At 37.5% G+C, this 18,767-nt stretch carries 18 protein-coding genes; 7 read left to right on the forward strand and 11 right to left on the reverse strand.

Annotated elements, in window-relative coordinates:
* Positions 1–59: 59 nt before the first annotated feature.
* Positions 60–929, reverse strand: a complete 870-nt coding sequence (locus GUU89_RS08125) for a M73 family metallopeptidase (RefSeq protein WP_162127441.1) — start codon at positions 927–929, stop codon at positions 60–62.
* Between the two features lie 140 nt (positions 930–1,069).
* On the opposite strand from GUU89_RS08125, the gene GUU89_RS08130 reads away from it, so the two are divergent.
* A complete protein-coding gene (locus GUU89_RS08130) occupies positions 1,070–2,554 on the forward strand; it encodes an aminotransferase class V-fold PLP-dependent enzyme (RefSeq protein ID WP_162127442.1) in 1,485 nt (494 codons plus the stop codon).
* Between the two features lie 40 nt (positions 2,555–2,594).
* On the opposite strand, the gene GUU89_RS08135 is transcribed toward GUU89_RS08130, so the two are convergent.
* The gene (locus tag GUU89_RS08135) at positions 2,595–3,467 is read right to left on the reverse strand and encodes a lysophospholipid acyltransferase family protein (protein ID WP_162127443.1); all 873 of its coding nucleotides are present in this window, start codon (positions 3,465–3,467) and stop codon (positions 2,595–2,597) included.
* Between the two features lie 102 nt (positions 3,468–3,569).
* Here GUU89_RS08135 and GUU89_RS08140 point away from each other — a divergent pair, with 102 nt between their 5' ends.
* From GUU89_RS08140 to GUU89_RS08160, 5 genes are all read left to right on the forward strand, one after another.
* Positions 3,570–4,211, forward strand: a complete 642-nt coding sequence (locus GUU89_RS08140; protein WP_162127444.1) for a rhomboid family intramembrane serine protease — start codon at positions 3,570–3,572, stop codon at positions 4,209–4,211.
* 51 nt (positions 4,212–4,262) lie between these two features.
* Positions 4,263–4,955 carry an SIMPL domain-containing protein gene (locus tag GUU89_RS08145; RefSeq protein ID WP_162127445.1) on the forward strand — a complete coding sequence of 231 codons (693 nt, stop codon included), beginning with the start codon at positions 4,263–4,265 and terminating at the stop codon, positions 4,953–4,955.
* A 947-nt stretch (positions 4,956–5,902) separates the two neighbouring features.
* Positions 5,903–6,664 carry a hypothetical protein gene (locus tag GUU89_RS08150; RefSeq protein ID WP_162127446.1) on the forward strand — a complete coding sequence of 254 codons (762 nt, stop codon included), beginning with the start codon at positions 5,903–5,905 and terminating at the stop codon, positions 6,662–6,664.
* Positions 6,665–6,986: 322 nt separating this feature from the next.
* Complete coding sequence (locus GUU89_RS08155; RefSeq protein WP_162127447.1) at positions 6,987–7,730, forward strand: hypothetical protein; 744 nt, start codon at positions 6,987–6,989, stop codon at positions 7,728–7,730.
* Between the two features lie 9 nt (positions 7,731–7,739).
* Positions 7,740–7,958 carry a hypothetical protein gene (locus GUU89_RS08160; protein ID WP_162127448.1) on the forward strand — a complete coding sequence of 73 codons (219 nt, stop codon included), beginning with the start codon at positions 7,740–7,742 and terminating at the stop codon, positions 7,956–7,958.
* A 204-nt stretch (positions 7,959–8,162) separates the two neighbouring features.
* Here the strand turns inward: GUU89_RS08160 and GUU89_RS08165 are convergent, their stop codons facing one another.
* The 8 genes from GUU89_RS08165 to dinB form a co-directional block, all read right to left on the reverse strand.
* Positions 8,163–9,449, reverse strand: a complete 1,287-nt coding sequence (locus tag GUU89_RS08165; protein ID WP_162127449.1) for a PcfJ domain-containing protein — start codon at positions 9,447–9,449, stop codon at positions 8,163–8,165.
* Positions 9,446–9,799 (reverse strand): PcfK-like family protein, encoded by a 354-nt coding sequence (locus GUU89_RS08170; protein WP_162127450.1) that lies wholly within the window; start codon positions 9,797–9,799, stop codon positions 9,446–9,448. The genes GUU89_RS08165 and GUU89_RS08170 overlap by 4 nt, the downstream gene beginning before the upstream one ends.
* A gap of 8 nt (positions 9,800–9,807) precedes the next feature.
* Positions 9,808–10,461 (reverse strand): hypothetical protein, encoded by a 654-nt coding sequence (locus tag GUU89_RS08175; RefSeq protein ID WP_162127451.1) that lies wholly within the window; start codon positions 10,459–10,461, stop codon positions 9,808–9,810.
* Positions 10,462–10,472: 11 nt separating this feature from the next.
* On the reverse strand, positions 10,473–10,652 hold the full coding sequence (locus GUU89_RS08180) for a hypothetical protein (protein WP_162127452.1): 180 nt from the start codon (positions 10,650–10,652) through the stop codon (positions 10,473–10,475).
* Between the two features lie 20 nt (positions 10,653–10,672).
* On the reverse strand, positions 10,673–11,140 hold the full coding sequence (locus GUU89_RS08185) for a DUF6943 family protein (protein ID WP_162127453.1): 468 nt from the start codon (positions 11,138–11,140) through the stop codon (positions 10,673–10,675).
* 1,029 nt (positions 11,141–12,169) lie between these two features.
* Positions 12,170–12,814: an HD domain-containing protein gene (locus tag GUU89_RS08190; protein WP_235922008.1), complete on the reverse strand. Its 645-nt coding sequence runs from the start codon at positions 12,812–12,814 to the stop codon at positions 12,170–12,172.
* A gap of 32 nt (positions 12,815–12,846) precedes the next feature.
* Complete coding sequence (locus GUU89_RS08195) at positions 12,847–15,909, reverse strand: DNA polymerase III subunit alpha (protein ID WP_162127454.1); 3,063 nt, start codon at positions 15,907–15,909, stop codon at positions 12,847–12,849.
* 105 nt (positions 15,910–16,014) lie between these two features.
* Complete coding sequence (gene dinB / locus GUU89_RS08200) at positions 16,015–17,166, reverse strand: DNA polymerase IV (RefSeq protein WP_162127455.1); 1,152 nt, start codon at positions 17,164–17,166, stop codon at positions 16,015–16,017.
* A gap of 98 nt (positions 17,167–17,264) precedes the next feature.
* On the opposite strand from dinB, the gene GUU89_RS08205 reads away from it, so the two are divergent.
* Complete coding sequence (locus tag GUU89_RS08205) at positions 17,265–18,047, forward strand: XRE family transcriptional regulator (RefSeq protein ID WP_162127456.1); 783 nt, start codon at positions 17,265–17,267, stop codon at positions 18,045–18,047.
* On the opposite strand, the gene GUU89_RS08210 is transcribed toward GUU89_RS08205, so the two are convergent.
* A complete protein-coding gene (locus GUU89_RS08210) occupies positions 18,044–18,673 on the reverse strand; it encodes an SOS response-associated peptidase (protein WP_162127457.1) in 630 nt (209 codons plus the stop codon). The genes GUU89_RS08205 and GUU89_RS08210 overlap by 4 nt on opposite strands.
* Between the last annotated feature and the right edge of the window lie 94 nt (positions 18,674–18,767).

The raw sequence follows: 18,767 nt of genomic DNA on the forward strand, positions 1-18,767 counted from the left end.
TTGATTGATAACCGTTTATCATAGTCCTCCAAAAAAAGAATAACTTATGTTTTTTTAAACTATCTTCTGCCTCCTCCTCTTTGAATACCTTTAATTGAACCTCTTTTTACAGCGGGACTTTTTATTTTGATTCTTTTTACAGGAACGGTTTTAACACTCGCTCCACGTATTTTTTCATGGACAATAGTGGTATTTTTTCGATTGCGAACTACTAAAGTTGAAGTGTGTCTTACTGCTGTATAAGAGTTTCTGGCAGCAACCACTCTGCGACTGGCTCCCGGACGGTACCACAGTCGATGAGGAGCGCAACGAACATAGAAAATTTTATAGGCATAAGGATGCCAAGGTCTCCACCAATTTGGACGAAAACTCCAACGGTATGGCGACTTCCAAATTACATATTGAGGGGCATAAATATAACTTACACATGGCCAAAACCACACATTAACCACTAGAGATTGAATTTCAACAACGGGTGCATTTGGCCCGCCATCTTTTAACTCTTTGAGCGTTTCTTTTTCTTCAGTAGGTTCAATAATCGTATTTTCGGCATACAAGTTATTGTCTCCTTCAATTTGAAGAACCGCCTGTGCTTCGCCTGTTTTTTCTATAGAAATCGTAGCAATATCTTGCTTTTCGGTTTCAGAAAGATACGTGCTTAAAACAAGAATATGACTATCTCCGTTTTTAATGTCATCTACATTGATATAATCAATTTCTCCATCATCGTTAAGGTCAAGATTATTGACATTGTTCTTTTTGTCATTAATGATGCGTTCAAAGTTTTTAAGCGAATTGGCTTTTTTAAACATAGCCAAAGCTCCTTCTAAACTAAAATTAACTCCGGTGTTTTCAGGATTTTCATTCTCCTGACTGAAACTGGTTGTTGTTCCAAAAACAAGGAATAGTAAGGCAACAATTTTTTTCATAGCTTTTTAAATTTGATGCTTGGACTTTCTAACAAAGATAAGGTTTAAATGAAAAGATTTTTTTATGAATTTCACAAGAAAGGTCATTTGTTTTAGCCCAAATTAAAAATAATGTATCTTTGGGCGCAAATGATTACCAAATGATTACTACAGAAACCAAAACAGCATTAGAGCACTATTTTCAACCATTTCGTGATAATATTATTGGGATAAACCAAGAGTTTGATTCTCCTTTCGGAAAAAAGAAAATGGTATATACCGATTGGACAGCCAGTGGAAGATTGTACCGTCCGATTGAAGAAAAACTGATGAACGAATTTGGACCGTTTGTAGCCAATACACATACTGAAACTACCATTTCCGGAACGGCCATGACCATGGCGTATCATGAAGCTAAGCATATTATCAAAAAGCACGTTAATGCCAATGAAAATGATATTTTAATCAATACCGGTACCGGCATGACCGGAGTGGTGAACAAGTTTCAGCGCATTCTCGGTTTAAAAATTCCGGAAAACTTAAAAGAGTTTACCAAAATTCCAAAAGAACTAAAACCCGTAGTGTTCATTTCTCACATGGAGCATCATTCGAACCAAACTTCATGGCTGGAAACGATTGCCGATGTAATTGTTATACCGGCAACAGAAGATGGTTTGTTCTGCCTGAATGAATTTAAAACCTTACTCGAGCAATACAACGATCGCAGTTTCAAAATAGCCTCCATAACCTCTTGTTCTAATGTAACCGGAATTAGAACTCCATATCATGAAGTTGCGAGACTAATGCATCAGCATAATGGCGTTTGTTTTGTGGATTTTGCTTGTTCAGGACCCTATGTCGCCATTGATATGCATCCGGATGAAGAATGTTATTTAGATGCTATTTTCTTTTCACCACATAAGTTTTTGGGTGGTCCCGGAACTTCAGGCGTTTTGATTTTTAATAAAAATTTATACAAAAATAACATACCCGATTGTCCCGGGGGAGGCACCGTGAGTTGGACCAATCCATGGGGAGAACATAAATATATAGACAATATTGAAGACAGAGAAGACGGCGGAACTCCCGGTTTTTTACAAGTTATTAAAACTGCTTTAGCCATACAGTTGAAGGAACAAATGGGCGTTGACAATATCTTAAAAAGAGAACATGAAATTGTTGACTATATTTTTTCTGAATTGAATAACATTGAAAATCTTCACATTTTAGCAAATCAACATCAAGACCGTTTGGGTGTAATTTCGTTTTATATTGATGAGTTGCATTTTAATCTTGGCGTGAAATTACTGAACGATAAATTCGGTATCCAAACCCGTGGCGGTTGCAGCTGTGCCGGAACGTACGGTCATTATTTACTGCACGTTGATAAAGAAACTTCTAACGATTTAGTGTGCCAAATTACTTCCGGTGACTTAATCAAAAAACCGGGTTGGATCAGAATGTCAATTCATCCAACTACTACTACTGCAGAAATTCAAATGGTGTGTGAAAGCATTAAAGCTTTGGCTAAAAATCATAAAGAATGGGGCGTTGATTATGAATACAATTTCAAAACCAATGAATTTGTACATAAACAAGCTTTACAAGGTGAAAAAAATATGGTGAAAAACTGGTTCAAATTATAGAACGAGTATTGAAACGGAACAATGTGGTAAATGTTGAAAATTAATTTTTACGGTGTTTCCAGCGTTTGTGTGTCCATAAATAATATTCGGGAGCTTCGAGAATTTGCTTTTCCACCCGTTTTAAAAACTCATCCGAAATTTGATAATTGGGCACTTCTTTAGGATTTTCGGCCAAATATTCAAAAGTACCTTCATAATACCCTCGTTTTACTTTTCGGGTTTTTAGGAATATCACATTCATGTCAAATCGTTTGGCCAGCATTTCGGCTCCGGTATGAACCGGCGTTTCAACCCCCATAAACGTAGACCAATGATGCGTTTTGCTCAATTGTGGCGATTGATCGCTGGCAAAACCATACACGCCGAGATGTTTATTTTTAGCATTTTTTTCAATGATTCTAATCGTTTCCCGATTGGTGATTAAAGTCGCTTTGAATTTTGAACGAATGTCTCTAACCAATTTATCAAAATACTTATTGGCAATTTTTTTATAAATGGCAAAACCTTCAAAATTGATGATGTTGTTCATAGAAATGGCCCATTCATAAGAAGCATAGTGCGCCATCAATACCGCAATGCTTTTCTGCTTTTTTTCCAAATCCAAATACAAATCAATATTGGTAAAAGTGTATCGCTTATCCAACTCTGCTCTTGAAATGGTCATGGTTTTTATCATTTCCAAAAACATATCACACATATGATGGTAGAATTTTTTTTCTATTTGTAAGCGTTCCACCTCAGATAAATGAGGTAAGGCGATAGCTATATTGTTGCGAACTATTTTTTTTCGATACCCAATTACGTGGTATACCAATACATAAATGCCATCTGAAAAAAGGTAAAGCAATCGAAACGGCAGTATCGAAATTAACCAAAGAATAGGGTAGAGCAGAATAAAGACAAGAAGTTGCATTCGTAAAATTTTATGCAAATATAAAGTTAAAAGTTATTTTAATCGACAGCCGTTAACAAAACCTACAAGAAGTATTATTATTTTTACGGAAATATTTCAATTATGCTCAACCTGTTTTTAATAGGCATTATTTTGGCCAACGTTCTTATCAGTCTTAAAGGATTTAACGATGAATATTTTTTTCGGAAATACCAGTTCCATGTAGGCAGTATTAGAGCCGGAGAACAATTCAGGATGATTAGCTCTGCTTTTTTGCACGCTGATTTTTTTCATTTGGCCTTTAATATGATTGCGCTTTACTCTTTTGCACCTGTCGTGTATGAAGGTCTTGGTAATTTTACGTTTCTTTTAATCTATGTCGGTAGCCTCATTTTTGGTAGTTTACTCACTATGGTTTTTCATGGTAATGATTATAGTTACAGAGCTGTAGGTGCTTCGGGTGCTGTTACCGGAATTATTTACTCAGCCATTTTATTATATCCGGATATGACCATTGGTATTTTTGGAGTAATTCCTATGCCGGCGTATGTTTTCGGAATTGGGTATTTGCTGTATTCCATTTACGGAATGAAATCCAAGAGCGACAATATTGGACATACAGCCCATTTTGGCGGAGCTATTGGCGGATATGCGATCACATTGTTAAAAGAGCCTGCCTTGTTTGAATATAGTACTTTTATGGTTATCTTATTAGCCATTCCGATTGTTATTTTGTTTGTCATGGCCAAAGCCGGAAAATTATAATTGGCACAACTTTTGAAACCTCAAAAGCATCATCATTAAAAATAATAAATTATGAAAAAAGCAGTTGTATTGGTAGCCCTAATTTTAGCTATCACCGTTCAAGCCCAAGAGCAGAAGCCTCAAGTACCGCAAATTTCGGTTACCGGAGAAGGAAAAGTAAAAATCACCCCCGATCAGGCAGTAGTAACTGTTGGATTTCAAAATTCGGGCAAAGATGCCAAAGAAGTTAAAAATCTAAACGATGAAGTGGTAGACAAAGTGATTAAATTCTTAAAAAGTAGCGGCATCCCGGCTACCGATTATAAAACGAATAATGTGAGCCTTTATAAAACTTACGACTATGACAAAAAGAAATACAACTTTCAGGCGAGTCAAACCTTGAGTATAACGTTAAAAGATTTGAAAAAATACGATACCATTATGATGGGTCTAAACGATGCCGGAGTTAATACTATACAAGGGGTGGAATTCAAGTCGTCTAAAATGGAGGAATATGAAAAAGACGCCCGAAGAAATGCGATGTTGAATGCCAAACAAAAAGCAACTGACTATGCTTCGGTACTTGGACAAAAAGTGGGTAAAGCTTTGCTGATTACCGATAATTCACAAGTGTATGTGCCACAGCCTATGTATAAAGGAGGAATGATGGCAATGGCTGCCGATGCAGTTCAAAGTAGAGAAACCTTGGCGGTAGGCGAGTTGGAGATTAATACCAATGTCAGTGTGACTTTCGCTTTAGAATAAAACAAGAATAAAAATTATAATGAAAAAGCCTTTATGAAAATAAGGGCTTTTTTTGTTTTTTAGAGGATTTTGCTTCGCAACGTTCTGAAAATAGGCAGGATTACTTTGTGATTGTGTAATTACTCTGCTTATTGCAAACAGGATTTTGCTTCGCAATATCCTGCAGAGCTACGCTCTGAAAATGAATTCAAATAAAAAAAACGCTCAAACAAGTTTGGCGTTTTTCTTTTTAAATTCATTTATTCGTGGGGAGAGCAGGATTCGAACCAATCTGCTAACCCCTTTATTTACGGTGGTTTCAAAAACCTTAAAAACTAGGGTCTCGATTTTGCATCTGTACTGCAAAAATCATCAAATCTTATGATGTAAATTTAAGAATTATCAGGGATGTTTCCAAACATATTTAGTGATTTCGTACCATAAATTGAACTGGTTTCCATCAGTTTCAATTGTTCGACAGTCTTTAAGCTGTTCAAGTTTTATCCTACACCATGCAACGCAAAACTTCTTCTAATGGAAGTCCAGTATATCTGGAAAACTCCTCTACGGAAATATATTGATGATCTTCTTTATTGAGATGCTTCTTAATCTTCTTTAAATACAACCGTGCCTGGGTGTATTCTTTTCCCATTATGCGTTGAACATCTTTCGGATACATGCACACTCTTGTAGTACTTGCTCCCATTTCAACAATTGATACTTTATGTATGCCTTTGGTATGGGGTTACCATACTCAAACACCATAGTACAAAACTATAAAATTTCAGGAAATCGCCATTAATTATTATTGGCGGTTATGGTCGAATATTGGTGGGTTTTGATTGCAAGCCTTTGAAATGTCCTGCTATTACTGGAAACTTTGTGTAAATCATTCGAAAATTAGTTGCAACAATTCTGAAAAATGAGGGAGTAACAAAACGAAATTATTAATCAAAGTTTTAGAAATTATGGCAAGACAGAAAGGCATAATTAAACTGAAAGGTACTATCGGAGGTATTACCTTTTACAAGACTTCGCAAGACGGGCACCTCGCCCGCGAGAAAGGAGGTATCGAAAAAAGTAGGATAGAAAGTGATCCTGCGTTTCAAAGAACACGTGAGAACGGTTCGGAGTTTGGAAGGGCTGGGAAGTCGGGAAAATTGCTTCGGACTGCACTAAGAGCTCTACTATTGAATTCTGCCGACGGTAGAATGGTTAGCAGACTAACCCGTGAAATGGTAAAAGTGATTCAGGCTGATTTAGTCAGTGAGCGTGGTTTGAGAAATGTGATTGACGGAGAGGCGGAATTACTTGTTGGATTTGAATTCAACATCCGGGGTAAATTGGGTACAAGCCTTTATGCTCCCTTTACCAGTGCAATTGATCGCGCCACAGGAGAGATAACAGTGGATATTCCATCGTTTATTCCGGTTAACATGATTGCAGCGCCGTCGGGAACCACTCACTTTAAGATTATTTCGGGAGGTGCCGAAATTGACTTCGAGGCAGAGACATTTATTGCGGACACTTCGGAAACTGCAATATTGCCATGGGACGCTACGGCAACCGCGGCAATCGCTCAGACCAATCAGGTTACGGCGGCGAGCACCAAACCTTTATTCCTTGCCTTGGGAATTGAGTTTTATCAGGAAGTCAATGGTCAGATGTATCCACTTAAAAACGGTGCATTCAACCCGTTGTCAATTTCAAAAGTTGACAGTGGTGTTTAACGGTTATTTGTAGCCAAAAGTAAAAATCCTAAAACGTTTTTTAGGTCAGTTGTAAATCGGTAACAGGTGGGCCCACCGTCCGATAACTGGAATTTAATCAATATCAATTTTAATTTTTATTATCATGAAAACAAATTTCATATCAAATTTGAAACACTGTGCGTTTCTTGCTCTCGCCTTTTTAGGCGCATTTGTTGGCTATTCACAGTCAACGCAAAATCCATCAATTGGTGGTAGTAAAACTCCAAGTACAGATCCGTTCGGAGATTTCCTTTTAAATATTGGCGGTAGTCAAGGTACACCTCGTGATACAAGCGGTGGAATGATTGTACTTTCACTCGACAATAAAACCAACTACATATTTACATATCCCAACGAAATTGGCGGTAGAAATACAGGAGGCCGCGGTACTTCCAGTGATACAGGGCAGTTTGACGATGACGATTTTGATCTATACGATACTGGTGGTGGAAAAAGTAGCGATGGAGGATTAGGAGGTCTTTACGGATTTATCGAAATTGGAGTAAATGGTTCTAGTGGTGGCGGAAAGGGAACTTCATCTGACACTGGACAGGTAAATGATGATTTTGATCCTCACTATATCGGTGGACGTGGTACAAATACTGGAACTGGAACAGGAGAGTTTTTATCCTATGAAATTGGTGGAAAAAATACTCCGGGTGATCTTGGTCCAGGAAGTTTAGGAAGCAATCCGTTTGATGATTCAGATGATGATACAGGCGGTCGTGTTATAGATATTCGCAGTGGCGACCTTGCCGTTTTATCTTTGGAATACATTCCAGGACAGGTTTGCACATTTGGCACCGGCGCACGTAATTCTGGAGGTGGATTGCTAAGCAATCAGAACGCCGATATCGGAGGCGGAAAGAGTTCAGACACGGGATCAGGTTTGAGGACCGTTGCCGATACAGGAGGTCGAAATGGAGGTACGGGCACGTCAACCAGTGGTGATTATGGAAATGATGATGATACGGGCGGTCGCAATTCTATGGGAACTACTGCTGAATCCTACGAATTATTTTCGTGGGACAACCTGCCCAATTAAGTTTGTGTCATGAAACTTGTTAGCAGAGCGAAAGCTCCCACTCCGAAATTTTTTAAAGTACTTCGAAATGTTGGCTTGGTATTGGCAGCCGTTGGTGGAACAATCCTGACTGCACCTGTAGCTTTACCAGTTTTAGTAACCTCAGTTGGTGGTTATTTGGTTGTAGCGGGTGGTGTTGCCTCGGCAGTAAGTCAGTTAACGACAATCAATGACAATGTCAACAGATAACCATACCGCAGTAGGAACCGCCGGAGGGACATTTTTGAGCGTATTGCCAAATATCCAGTCGGTAGATATTGTGAAAACAATACTTTTAGCCTCTATTGGAGCAGTCGTCAGTTTTACAATTTCATTAATCCTCAAGTGTATTGTTAAAAAGCACAAAAAATAAATAAAATAGGAAGCCAAGTCGCAAGACCTGGCTTTTTTAGTTTATGCAGCTTTCATTCGGTTTTGAATGTGGTGCAAATTCCTAATCATGACAGAGCGGATTTGCTTGTTGTGTTTGGATGCCTTATTTCCCCTTCCCCTTGACTGAAGAATCTCAAAATTTTCAAGTGAAAGTTGAATTGTTTCTGTTGGGATGCCATCTACCTTTGCAGATAATATAAGCGAGTTTTGCTTTTTATAGTATTCATTTGTAAACACGCAGTGGTTATGATAGCATGCTTCTTCAAGAAATTCTTTAACAGATTCGATTACACTTATTGAGATATTCTTTTCGCTAAAAGTAAGCCCGAAAAAGTGTTGTTTAGCTTTTAGGTAATGCTTTTGATTCTTCCCAATCTGTTTTTTATTTTCCTCAAATGTTTTTTTCATAATTTCCTTTTGTTTCCTCGACATCAGTTTATCGTGTGCCTTTCTTAAATCTGCCGGACAAACATACTTAACGCTTTTTAAGTCCTTCCAATAGTACTCTAGTAAGTCGAGATAATCAACCCATAATTTAGCATCGTTGACAATGTAGTTATTCCGGATGCAGATTTTTAGAGCACCCCAAATTTTGCCGTCTCTCTTAATTGGAGTATTCCTTAAATGGTAATACAATAAATCCATTTGGTTGCTTTTAATCAAGGTTTCAGCAATGCTGTCCGTCAGAATTTCCCGAAATAGTATTTGTGGTGCAATCCCGTAAAACTTGCCGCAAAATCCATTACGTTTAATAATTGGCAGTACTTTAATTCTAGGCTGTATAAAAGAAGGTGTTAACCTTAATCGCGGTGTGTTGTAGTTGGATTTTAATTCTAAATCACTGCTGGTAATCCATTGATCAATATACATAGACAGTCCCATTACATTCTTCGACAGATACCGCATACTTCCATCAGCCGTTATGAACATCTGCATCACCTCGTGAGCAAAGTACGAAGGCTTCTGTAGCTTCTTCATCGTTTTACTGATACAAACCATGCGAATAATTTGGAAATCTTTAACGGCTGTTACAATCTGATAGTAATCGGTTTCTTTTAAACCATTACTATACTTATTGGTATATTCCAATTTTTTCAGACAATGTGGACAAGTTACTTTTTGATTTTTAATTTGGATTTCTTGTTTCCAATTATGACCACATTCCAAGCAAAAAGCAGTATTTCGGGATAAGACTGCAGAATGTGAAAAGCATTTACTAAATGCAGGTTTATGTTGGTTGTGCGCAATAGCTGGAAGACTATTGCTAACGGCAACAATTTCGTGCTCTAATTTGGATTTTGGCTTCATATAAATAAGGTGGTTTGATTGGCATTGCTATTTTTCGAAGTGGATTTTGGCTTTGAAACTCCTTTTTGAACAGGAGCCGCAAGCGGTTGATTGATTATAACCCGAGCAGAAATCTTTTCGCCAACCACGATTGTATCTTCGTCATAGTAGTGTATTGCCATGCTGTAAATTTCATCATCGGCAAAACCTTGCCGACCGCTTCTCTTCACGGTGTTTAAAATGTACGTAGCGCAATCGTCTATATTTTTATTTGGCTTTTCTAATGTTTTAGCGAATAATTCATCGTGGATTGCCAATTGGTCTAAATAGCCCTTAATGGCTTCTTTGAAAGGGTCTTTGATTTCTTCCATGGCTTGTACTAGTTTATTTTGGTTATTGAAAAAACATCGAATAATTTCCCACTTGAAATAGTCCTAAATTGATAGCCTATAGCATTAAATATTTTGCCATAACAGCTAACGCCTACACCGCCCTCAAAATATGGCAAGATGCCATAGCCGGAACCATAGCCAAATAATTCATGATTTTTAACTTTGAATTTCTTGTTCTTCAGTTGGTACATTAGTTTTAGAAACTGCGGAATTTGATTCAATACTTCAGCAACGGCGGTACTTAGCTTACAATAACCGCATCCACTGATTGAGCCACTTGTTAAAGCTCCAATTCCGTTGACATAGGATTCGGCAGTTGGGTTGTGTCCCCACATTACTGACTTTCTCCATACTACAGTAATAGTAATTTCATTTAGTGATTCTAGTTTATCACTGAATATTAACTTAGCAACTTGCCTCTGAATTTCAGTAGTGATTTGAGCATCCAATCTTTTTATTAAATATGCTTTGAGAATCGCAATATTTTCGAATGTATATTTCCTTTTGGCTTTTGGAAGTAGTGAACGTAAAGCCCAATCCAATTCGTTAGTATTAGGGGTATCGACTTTTTTTATAAGTGATAAACTATTCTTCTTTGATTTAAGTTGTTCGGCTATTAATTGCTTTTCTAAGTTTTTCATGACTTTTAAGTTTATTGACATTGGCATTGATTGAGTGTAACTTCTTCAATTACAATTTTGGTGTTGTTATCGCTTAATTTGTGGTATTTTGCGCAATCCATTGCTTTAACACGGCTATCGAATACACCGAAGAAAACCCTTGAGGATTTGGTTTTCCATTGGTCTGTTTGGTAGAGAATAAATAGAGTCATAATATTTGGCGTTTAAATTATTATTTGCTGTAGCGGTGAAGGATAACCCTGCGCATATCGTTAATAAGGTTGATGTTTTGTTGGAAATTGTTAGCTTGTAATTCAAGCAACCGCAATGCGTGAACATCTTTTTGATGTTGTTCAAAATCGGCTAGCATTTCGTCGGCTTTACTTGAAAATTCCTTCACAAAATCGTGGATTCGCAAAAATGGAATAACAGAGCCAACGAGGTTTCGATGCCAAAATTTGGATTGCCAAAGGCTGTAGGTTATCCAATAGATGCTATCGCAATCCTGTTCATTTTCGAAAATGACAACAAAACTGTTGGTGAATGGCTCTTTTTGTGGCTTGCCGCTGTTCAATCCTTTGTTCAGGATAAACAAATGTGGTTTAAGGTAAGTAGTACCTTTTTTGTGGGTTTTGATGATGTAGTTTTTACTCACAGCTTCAACATTGTTTTTTTTGTGTTCGTGAATCTTCGATTTCATGGCTTCGATTTAACGTGAAGTGCTCCGCTATGCTTCGCACACATAATTTTTCAAAAGAAAAAAAGAGAAAAAAGAAAGCCGTCTGTTGAAGTGGAGGGTTTTAAAAAAGCAAGTTTTTCAGATAAAATACTACCCGATGCGAGATTTGAAATGCATGTGTGGAACAATATAGAGGAGATGTTTTGGAAATTTAAGGGTGGAGATTTTATCTGAAACCCGGAGGGCTTGAACTTGCTTTTTTAAATACCTGGAACTTAGTTTTGCAGTCTTTTTTATCTCTTTTTTATTTTGATAAAATATCCGATCGTCTTCGGAAAGTGTATAAAATTTCTGGGACTGCTGAAATATCCAGAAAAAGTAAAAACACTTTCAGTAGGCACTGAAATTTTATACTCTTTCTTAGGGTTGATTTTTTGAGGATGCTAAGATTTCTTAGTATTAGAGATGTCTCAATATAATAGATGGTGCTTTTGAGAATGACAGGCATCTTCAAAAAACAACAAATGTTACTACCTAGTGTGACGGGGGCAGTAGCGCGGGCAAGGGTATTACTTTTTATTTGCTAATTGGGATGTTCTGATTGCTTTTGTGGCTAGCAGATGAAGAGATGGTATTGTACAGCAAGGGTGTATACCAACTAAATATTTGGGTAGTAATTTTTCTGCTAGCCGCTAAGCAATGTAAGGCGGGTGCCAGGCAAATAAAACAGTAATACTCTTGCTGGCTTTTTTTGGTTTTATGGGTGCCAAGTTTTCCCTTAGAAAAGCAAGAGTGAAACTCATAAAAGGTATTTGCTTTGAAATTGGAATGGCACTTATAAAACCAATGTGCGTTGGGTGCGCGGCTTTTTTACATAATGTTATTATAGTCTCTTTAGAGCTATAATGCCACATTATGTAAAGAAGCTTGGGAGAAAAAATTACCGGCGCAAGTCACGCAGTGTACGCATTATTGTATCAATAATTGTGACGGTAATTTTTTTAGGAGCGTTGGCAAGGAGTGGCAACAGAAAGCGACATGTTATTATTTCTACAATGTTTCGAGTTCGTTCTTAATATTAACCCTTGCCTGTTTTTCGTATTTTTTTGAAAAATACTCTGTTTTGTAAATAGACTCCATTTGAAGAAAATGCTGTAACGCTTTTTTTCTGCCATTGGCATACATAAAATCGGGGTATATAGCATATTCTTCTCTTATTTGCTCGGTGTAATTTTGATAGTCATACGATGATTTACCCAAGATTGCTAAATCTGTATCAATTAAGTAATTGGTATCGCTGTCTTCAGAAAGTTCATGTTTTTTGGTTGCTAGAATCATGTTGGCGCATTTTGCCACTTTTTCTGCTGGGTAGCCGATTTCAGAAAGCCTTTGCATGGCTATTTTTGCACTATCTCCTTCGTTGGTATTACTTGATGCTTTGTAGATTATATCGTGATAAAAAACGGCAAATAACATTGTGTCCCAATCATTAACCTTGCTTTTTACTTCTTTTAAATCGCTAAATACTGCTTCTAAATGAGCAATAGTATGATAGTGTCTTTTGGGTTCGGAATATTTTGTGAATATCTCTAACCAAAGGTTATTGGCCAATTCGTGGTCTTTGGAGTATTTTTTAACGAGTTGAAGGAAAGTATCTGTTAGCATTGGTGTATCAGAATTTGTAAAATTAGTCAATTTATTGGCTATTAAAAACAGGTCAACTACATTTATTGAATGTTTTGCATTTTTTGCCTTGGCAGATTAATCTCATGTTCCTGCGGATAGGGTGCCCGATGGGTCATACTCACATCTTCACGTATTTGATGTTGGGTTTGAAAACGCTTTTCATCTGTGGCAGAATAACGGGGGTCGGGGATGAATGGCATTTTTTCCATTTTGGATATGGTGATGGTTGGGAAATGATAATCTACCTCAACCTGACCCAACAATAGATAACATCCTCCGCCCTTGAATGGATATTTTTGCAAGCAATCGGCAAAATGGGCTGTGTCGAAAAACTCGCCTTGAGCATCTATCCAAGTTCCGAAATACATATCACCACGTTTGGTGGGAACATGTTTTCTTGAAATTAGATAGGCTAACATTTTTACGGTTTTCTTGTGATGCTTTGTCAAATCGTTTGCCATAACATCGCCGCGGTATTTGGTCTGTAATAAATTGAATGGGGTAACTGAAACCGGAAAATCCAATAATTCGATTTCATCAAATGCATCTTCGAATGGGGAGCGCTCCAATACCGGTAATTTATATTCTTTGACTGGTTCCTGAAGTAGCATTAAGTTGCGGTTCTCGGGTTTGAAATTAATTAAAATCAATCTTGCTATTATCAGTAATTCATTCTTTGGTTTACCTGTAAAACGAAAAGCGCCAATGAAGATTAGTATTTGTATGGCTTCGATTCCGATGGGTATTCGGTTGATAAAATCTTCAAGGGAAATGAATAATCCATTTTCTTGCCGTTCTTTGACAACTAGTTCAGCCATTTTGGATTCTAGGCTCTTTAGATGCTGAAAGCCTAGGTAAATGTTTTTACCATATACCTTAGTTTGATAATCACTTTTATTTACGCATGGATTGTGGATTTTTGCACCGGACATTTTGGCCTCGTGTATGTAGACTTCGGTTCGATAAAAACCTCCAAAATTGTTGATTACAGCTGTCATAAACTCAATAGGGTAGTAGGTTTTGAGATATAGGCTTTGGTAACTTTCTACAGCATAGGATGCCGAGTGTGCCTTGCAAAACGAATACCCGGCAAATGATTCAATTTGTCTGTAGATTTCCTGACTTAACTGTACTGGATGCCCTTGTTTTGCACAAGAATCAAAGAAGTTGTCTTTTACCTTTTGCAAGGCGGCTTTAGAGCGTCCTTTACCACTCATAGCACGACGAAGGATATCACCATCGGCTGCCGGAAGCCCGCCATAATGCAATGCGATTTTGATAACGTCTTCCTGATATACCATAATACCGTATGTTTCTCCTAATTGTTCTTTAAAAACATCATGAAAATATTCGAATCGGTCAGGAAAGTTATGTCTAAATATATATTCTTTCATCATTCCGGATTGTGCTACTCCGGGACGGATAATGGATGAAGCTGCTACCAAGACTTTGTAATTGTCACATTTCAATCTTCTTAGCAAACCTCTCATAGCAGGACTTTCTATATAGAAGCAACCAATGGTTTTGCCTTGGCTTAACAGATTGTTGCAGGTTTGTTCGTTTTTGGAAATGGAAGTATCACGAATATCGACTTCGATACCTTGATTTTCTCTGATTAATTTTACTGTGTCATCGATGTGACCAATACCACGCTGGCTAAGAATATCGAATTTGTCAAAGCCTATATCTTCTGCGACATGCATATCGAATTGTACTATGGGAAAGCCTTTTGGTGGCATTTCCAAAGCGGTAAAATTAGTTATGGGTTCTTCTGAGATGATAATACCACAAGAATGCATACTTCTTTGATTGGGATATTTTTCGAGCATCATACCATACTCCTGAACCATTTTGACTACTTCATTTTTGTAATGCTTTACTATTGGGTTTTTAGCTAACTGGTCTAGTTCTTCTTTGGGCAGTCCAAATACTTTGCCTACTTCCCGAAAAATGGAGCGGTATTTAAATTCGACATTGGTGCCACAAAAGGCTACATGATCTCTACCGTATTTATTAAAAATATACTCTAAGATGGTATCGCGTTCGCGCCAAGACCAATCAATATCGAAATCGGGAGGTGTTTTTCGGTTCACGTTTAGAAAGCGTTCAAAATAGAGGTCGAGTTCTAAGGGACAAATGTTGGTGATATCGAGGCAATACGCAATGATACTGTTGGCACCACTACCACGACCAATATGCAAAAAACCTTGGCTCATACTGTACTGCACAATATCCCATGTAATGAGAAAATAACCGCTGAACTCTAAATCGTTTATTACTTTTAATTCCTTTTCCACTCTTGCTTTGGCGTCAGTATTGTGTTCACCATAGCGGCGAATCATTCCCTCGTATGCCAGTTTAGTTAGTAAATCGATATCATCGTGTTTGTTTGTAGTGTAGTGCTTTTTATTTTTTGGAGTGTAAAAATCATATTCGAAATTGCATGCAGTTATTATTGTTTGGGTGTTTTGAATTATCTGAGGAAAGTCAATAAATCTTTCCATAAGTTTATTAATTGGAATCATCACTTCTGATACTTTGCAATAATCAGTATCTCTCAATTTTGAGCCAATGATATTCAAGTCGATTGCTCTTAGTATTTTATGAAGGTTGAATTCTTTTTTGGTCCGATATGTTACGGATTGTAATACCACCATTTTAGGAATTCTTCTTTTCCAAACATAATTGTACAACTTTGGTAACTGTTCTGCACAGATGCCTATAAATTCATATTCCTTGAGTTCTTCCGGTACGTTATCAAATGGATATATCACAAAAACGTTTTCAAAATTTGGTGCTACTTCCGGAAGTAATGTATTTTCAAAATTGTGCTTTGTTACTAAGCGGTTCATTTCTGCAATTCCGTTTCTGTTCCTTGCCAGTCCGATATAAAGCTGCTTACCGTTGTTTCGGAAGTCAATGCCCACTAGTGGTTTTATGGTTACTTCTTTGCATGCTTTTATAAAATCATAGATTCCTGTTACGGTATTGATATCGGTTAGTGCCATAGCCGTAACACTACAACCAACGGCTTGTGTTACCAAATCCTCTAAAGGAATGGTGCCATAGCGGAGGGAGTGGAAGGAGTGGCAGTTGAGGTACATTTTAATTGTGAATTGTGAATTGTGAGTTGTGAATTTTGAGTTGTTAGTTGTGCTCTTCGACTGGGCTCAGGGCAGTTTAAGCTTAGGGTGACAATGGTTTTATTATTAAGTTCTGTTTTTTAATATGGCATTAGCACGACCGACTGAATCGAAGCCATAGCGGTTTTTCATTTTATCTAATGCTTGGTATAATGCTAACATTTCTTCGGTGTCTTCAAACATGTTAATTTGATAGGTGCCTCGGACTAAGCCTGTAAATGTTACTCCAACCAATCGGATGCGCATGCGACGATTGTATAATTTATTGAATAGTTCCAAAGCCACTTTTCCCAGAATATGATCACATGACGTATACGCTACTTTTCTTTGTTGATTTTCTGTATCGAAATTGGCGTATCTTATTTTTACTGAAAGAGTAGAAACTAGCCACTGTTCTGATCTTGCCTGATAGCAGAGTTTTTCGACCATGCCTAAGATCAATGATTCTACTTTTTTGATATCGATGGTGTCTTGAAGATAGGTATGTTCTGTGGAAAGGGATTTTCTTTCGGTATAGGGTTGGACTGGAGTGTTATCAATTCCGTTGGCTTTTTTCCATAATTCAATTCCGTTTTTTCCAATCATGCTTTGCAAAACCTCGGCAGGAGTTTCGGATAACTTTTCGATGTTCCGAATTCCGAGTCTGGAGAGTAGATTGAAAGTTACTTCGCCTACCATTGGAATTTTACGGATTGATAATGGATTTAGGAATGGTCTAACCATGTTCTGTGGAATTTCTAAATTGCCTTTTGGTTTGCCCTCTCCTGTAGCAATTTTTGAAACCGTTTTGTTAACGGAAAGTGCAAAACTTATTGGGAGTCCCGTTTCTTTTGTGATGGTTTGTATCAATTCATTTGTCCATTTGTAGCAGCCATAAAATTTATCCATGCCCGTAATATCTAAATAGAATTCGTCGATACTTGCTTTCTCAACTAATGGAGAATTCTCTTCGATTATTTGGGTTACTTCGTGTGATTTTTTGGAAAACAATTCCATGTCACCTTTTACAATTTTTGCCTGTGGGCAAAGTTGCATTGCCATTCGTATCGGCATTGCTGAACGGACACCAAAATACCTTGCTTCATAAGAACATGATGCCACGACGCCTCTTTCTCCTCCACCAACGATAATCGGAATTCCGTTTAATTGCGAGTTTTCTAACCTTACGCAAGAGACGAAAAAGGTGTCTAAATCCATGTGGACAATAGCGCGTGACATACTATTTTTAAATTTTGAAGTGAAATTATATTTTACAAAAGTAGAATCATATTACCAAAGATTATTATATTTGTTGTGAATTAAATTCACATTAACACATGTCTATATTTTCTGATAACCTGAGATACCTACGCGTCAAAAGTGGTATGACGCAGCAAAAGATAGCGGATGAATTGCGGATTCCGCGGGAGCGTTATGCCAAGTATGAAGGAACCACTGATCCGCCATTGGATTGCCTGCAGAAGATTTCACGTTACTATCATGTTAGTATCGATTTGTTGTTGTCTTTTGATATCCGCAGAGTGCCTTATGAGAATTTGATACAATTAGAGGAAAACAGAATTTTGCTTCCTATTACTGTTGACAGCAGTGGGGAAAACAAGATTGAGATTTTGTCTGAAAAGGCACAGGCGGGATATCTTTCTGGCTACAGTGATCCAGAGTTTATAGAAGCATTGCAACATATTTCGCTACCGTTTTTAAGAAATGGAAAATATAGAGCTTTCCCGGTAACGGGAGATTCGATGCCTCCACATAAAGAAGGCTCGTTTATAGTAGGTGAATATGTGGAAAAACTTGACGATATAATTGATGGAAAGACTTATATCCTAGTTACCAAAACCAATGGCATAGCCTATAAGCGGCTTACAAAAAGAGGGGGGGATTTGATAGAGGTTAAATCTGATAATACCATTTATGAACCCTATGAAGTTAAAGCATCTGAAATACTTGAACTATGGCGTTTTGCCTCAAGTATTGCTACAAAGGAATTTGAGCACGATGATCTGAGTTTACTGAGTGTTAAAGATGTAATGCAGGGTCTTAGGAATGATTTTACCGCTTTGAGAGCTGAGTTTGAACAGCGGAAAAAGCCTAATTAAAAGCCTATCAATGGAGGATTATAGTTAGGATATGCAAAATCCATAGTACTGTTTTTGGCATCGAGCCATGCTTTTTCATCTTCTCTTTTTATATGAATAGGCATGCGCTGGTCACCTTCAGCTTCTTTGCGATTGTGCACGTATTTCATAAAGTCATTGGCTTCTGTGGTAACAATGCTGTAGGTATTCCAAATTTCTCCGTTTTTGTCCTGCCAACTATTGTATATACCAGCTAAGAAAAAGATTTCATCTGTATTCGAATGTATTTGATATTTTGTTTTGGATTTACCAGCAGGGTCGTTCCAATGCCAATCAAAATAGGCGGAGACAATTATTAAACAACGGTTGTTTATGGAAGGGGCAAAGGATACTTTTTCTTGCAGGGTTTCGACACGAGCATTTAGGGTGCTTTTTCTGAAGTCCTTGTCACGATTGGTTGGAATCAGGCCCCATGTATAGTTGGTTGTGATTATATCCGGTTTAGTGTCGAGTACAATCGGGAGATTGGGATAGCTGAAACCATTTATGAAATCGGATTGTAGTACATTGCCAGGATTATCAATATTGCGGCTGTAATAGTCGGTAAGTTCAGCGGCCGCTTTGCCTTGTTGGGTGTAGTAGCACATAATACCATTACTTAGTGTTTTGTAAAGTTATTAAAAAAGCAACGGTCCTCGTAAATTTTAGAGCATTTTGATTAATGGTATTTTCTTTTTTGTC

This window comes from Flavobacterium phycosphaerae (assembly GCF_010119235.1).
GTDB lineage: Bacteria > Bacteroidota > Bacteroidia > Flavobacteriales > Flavobacteriaceae > Flavobacterium > Flavobacterium phycosphaerae.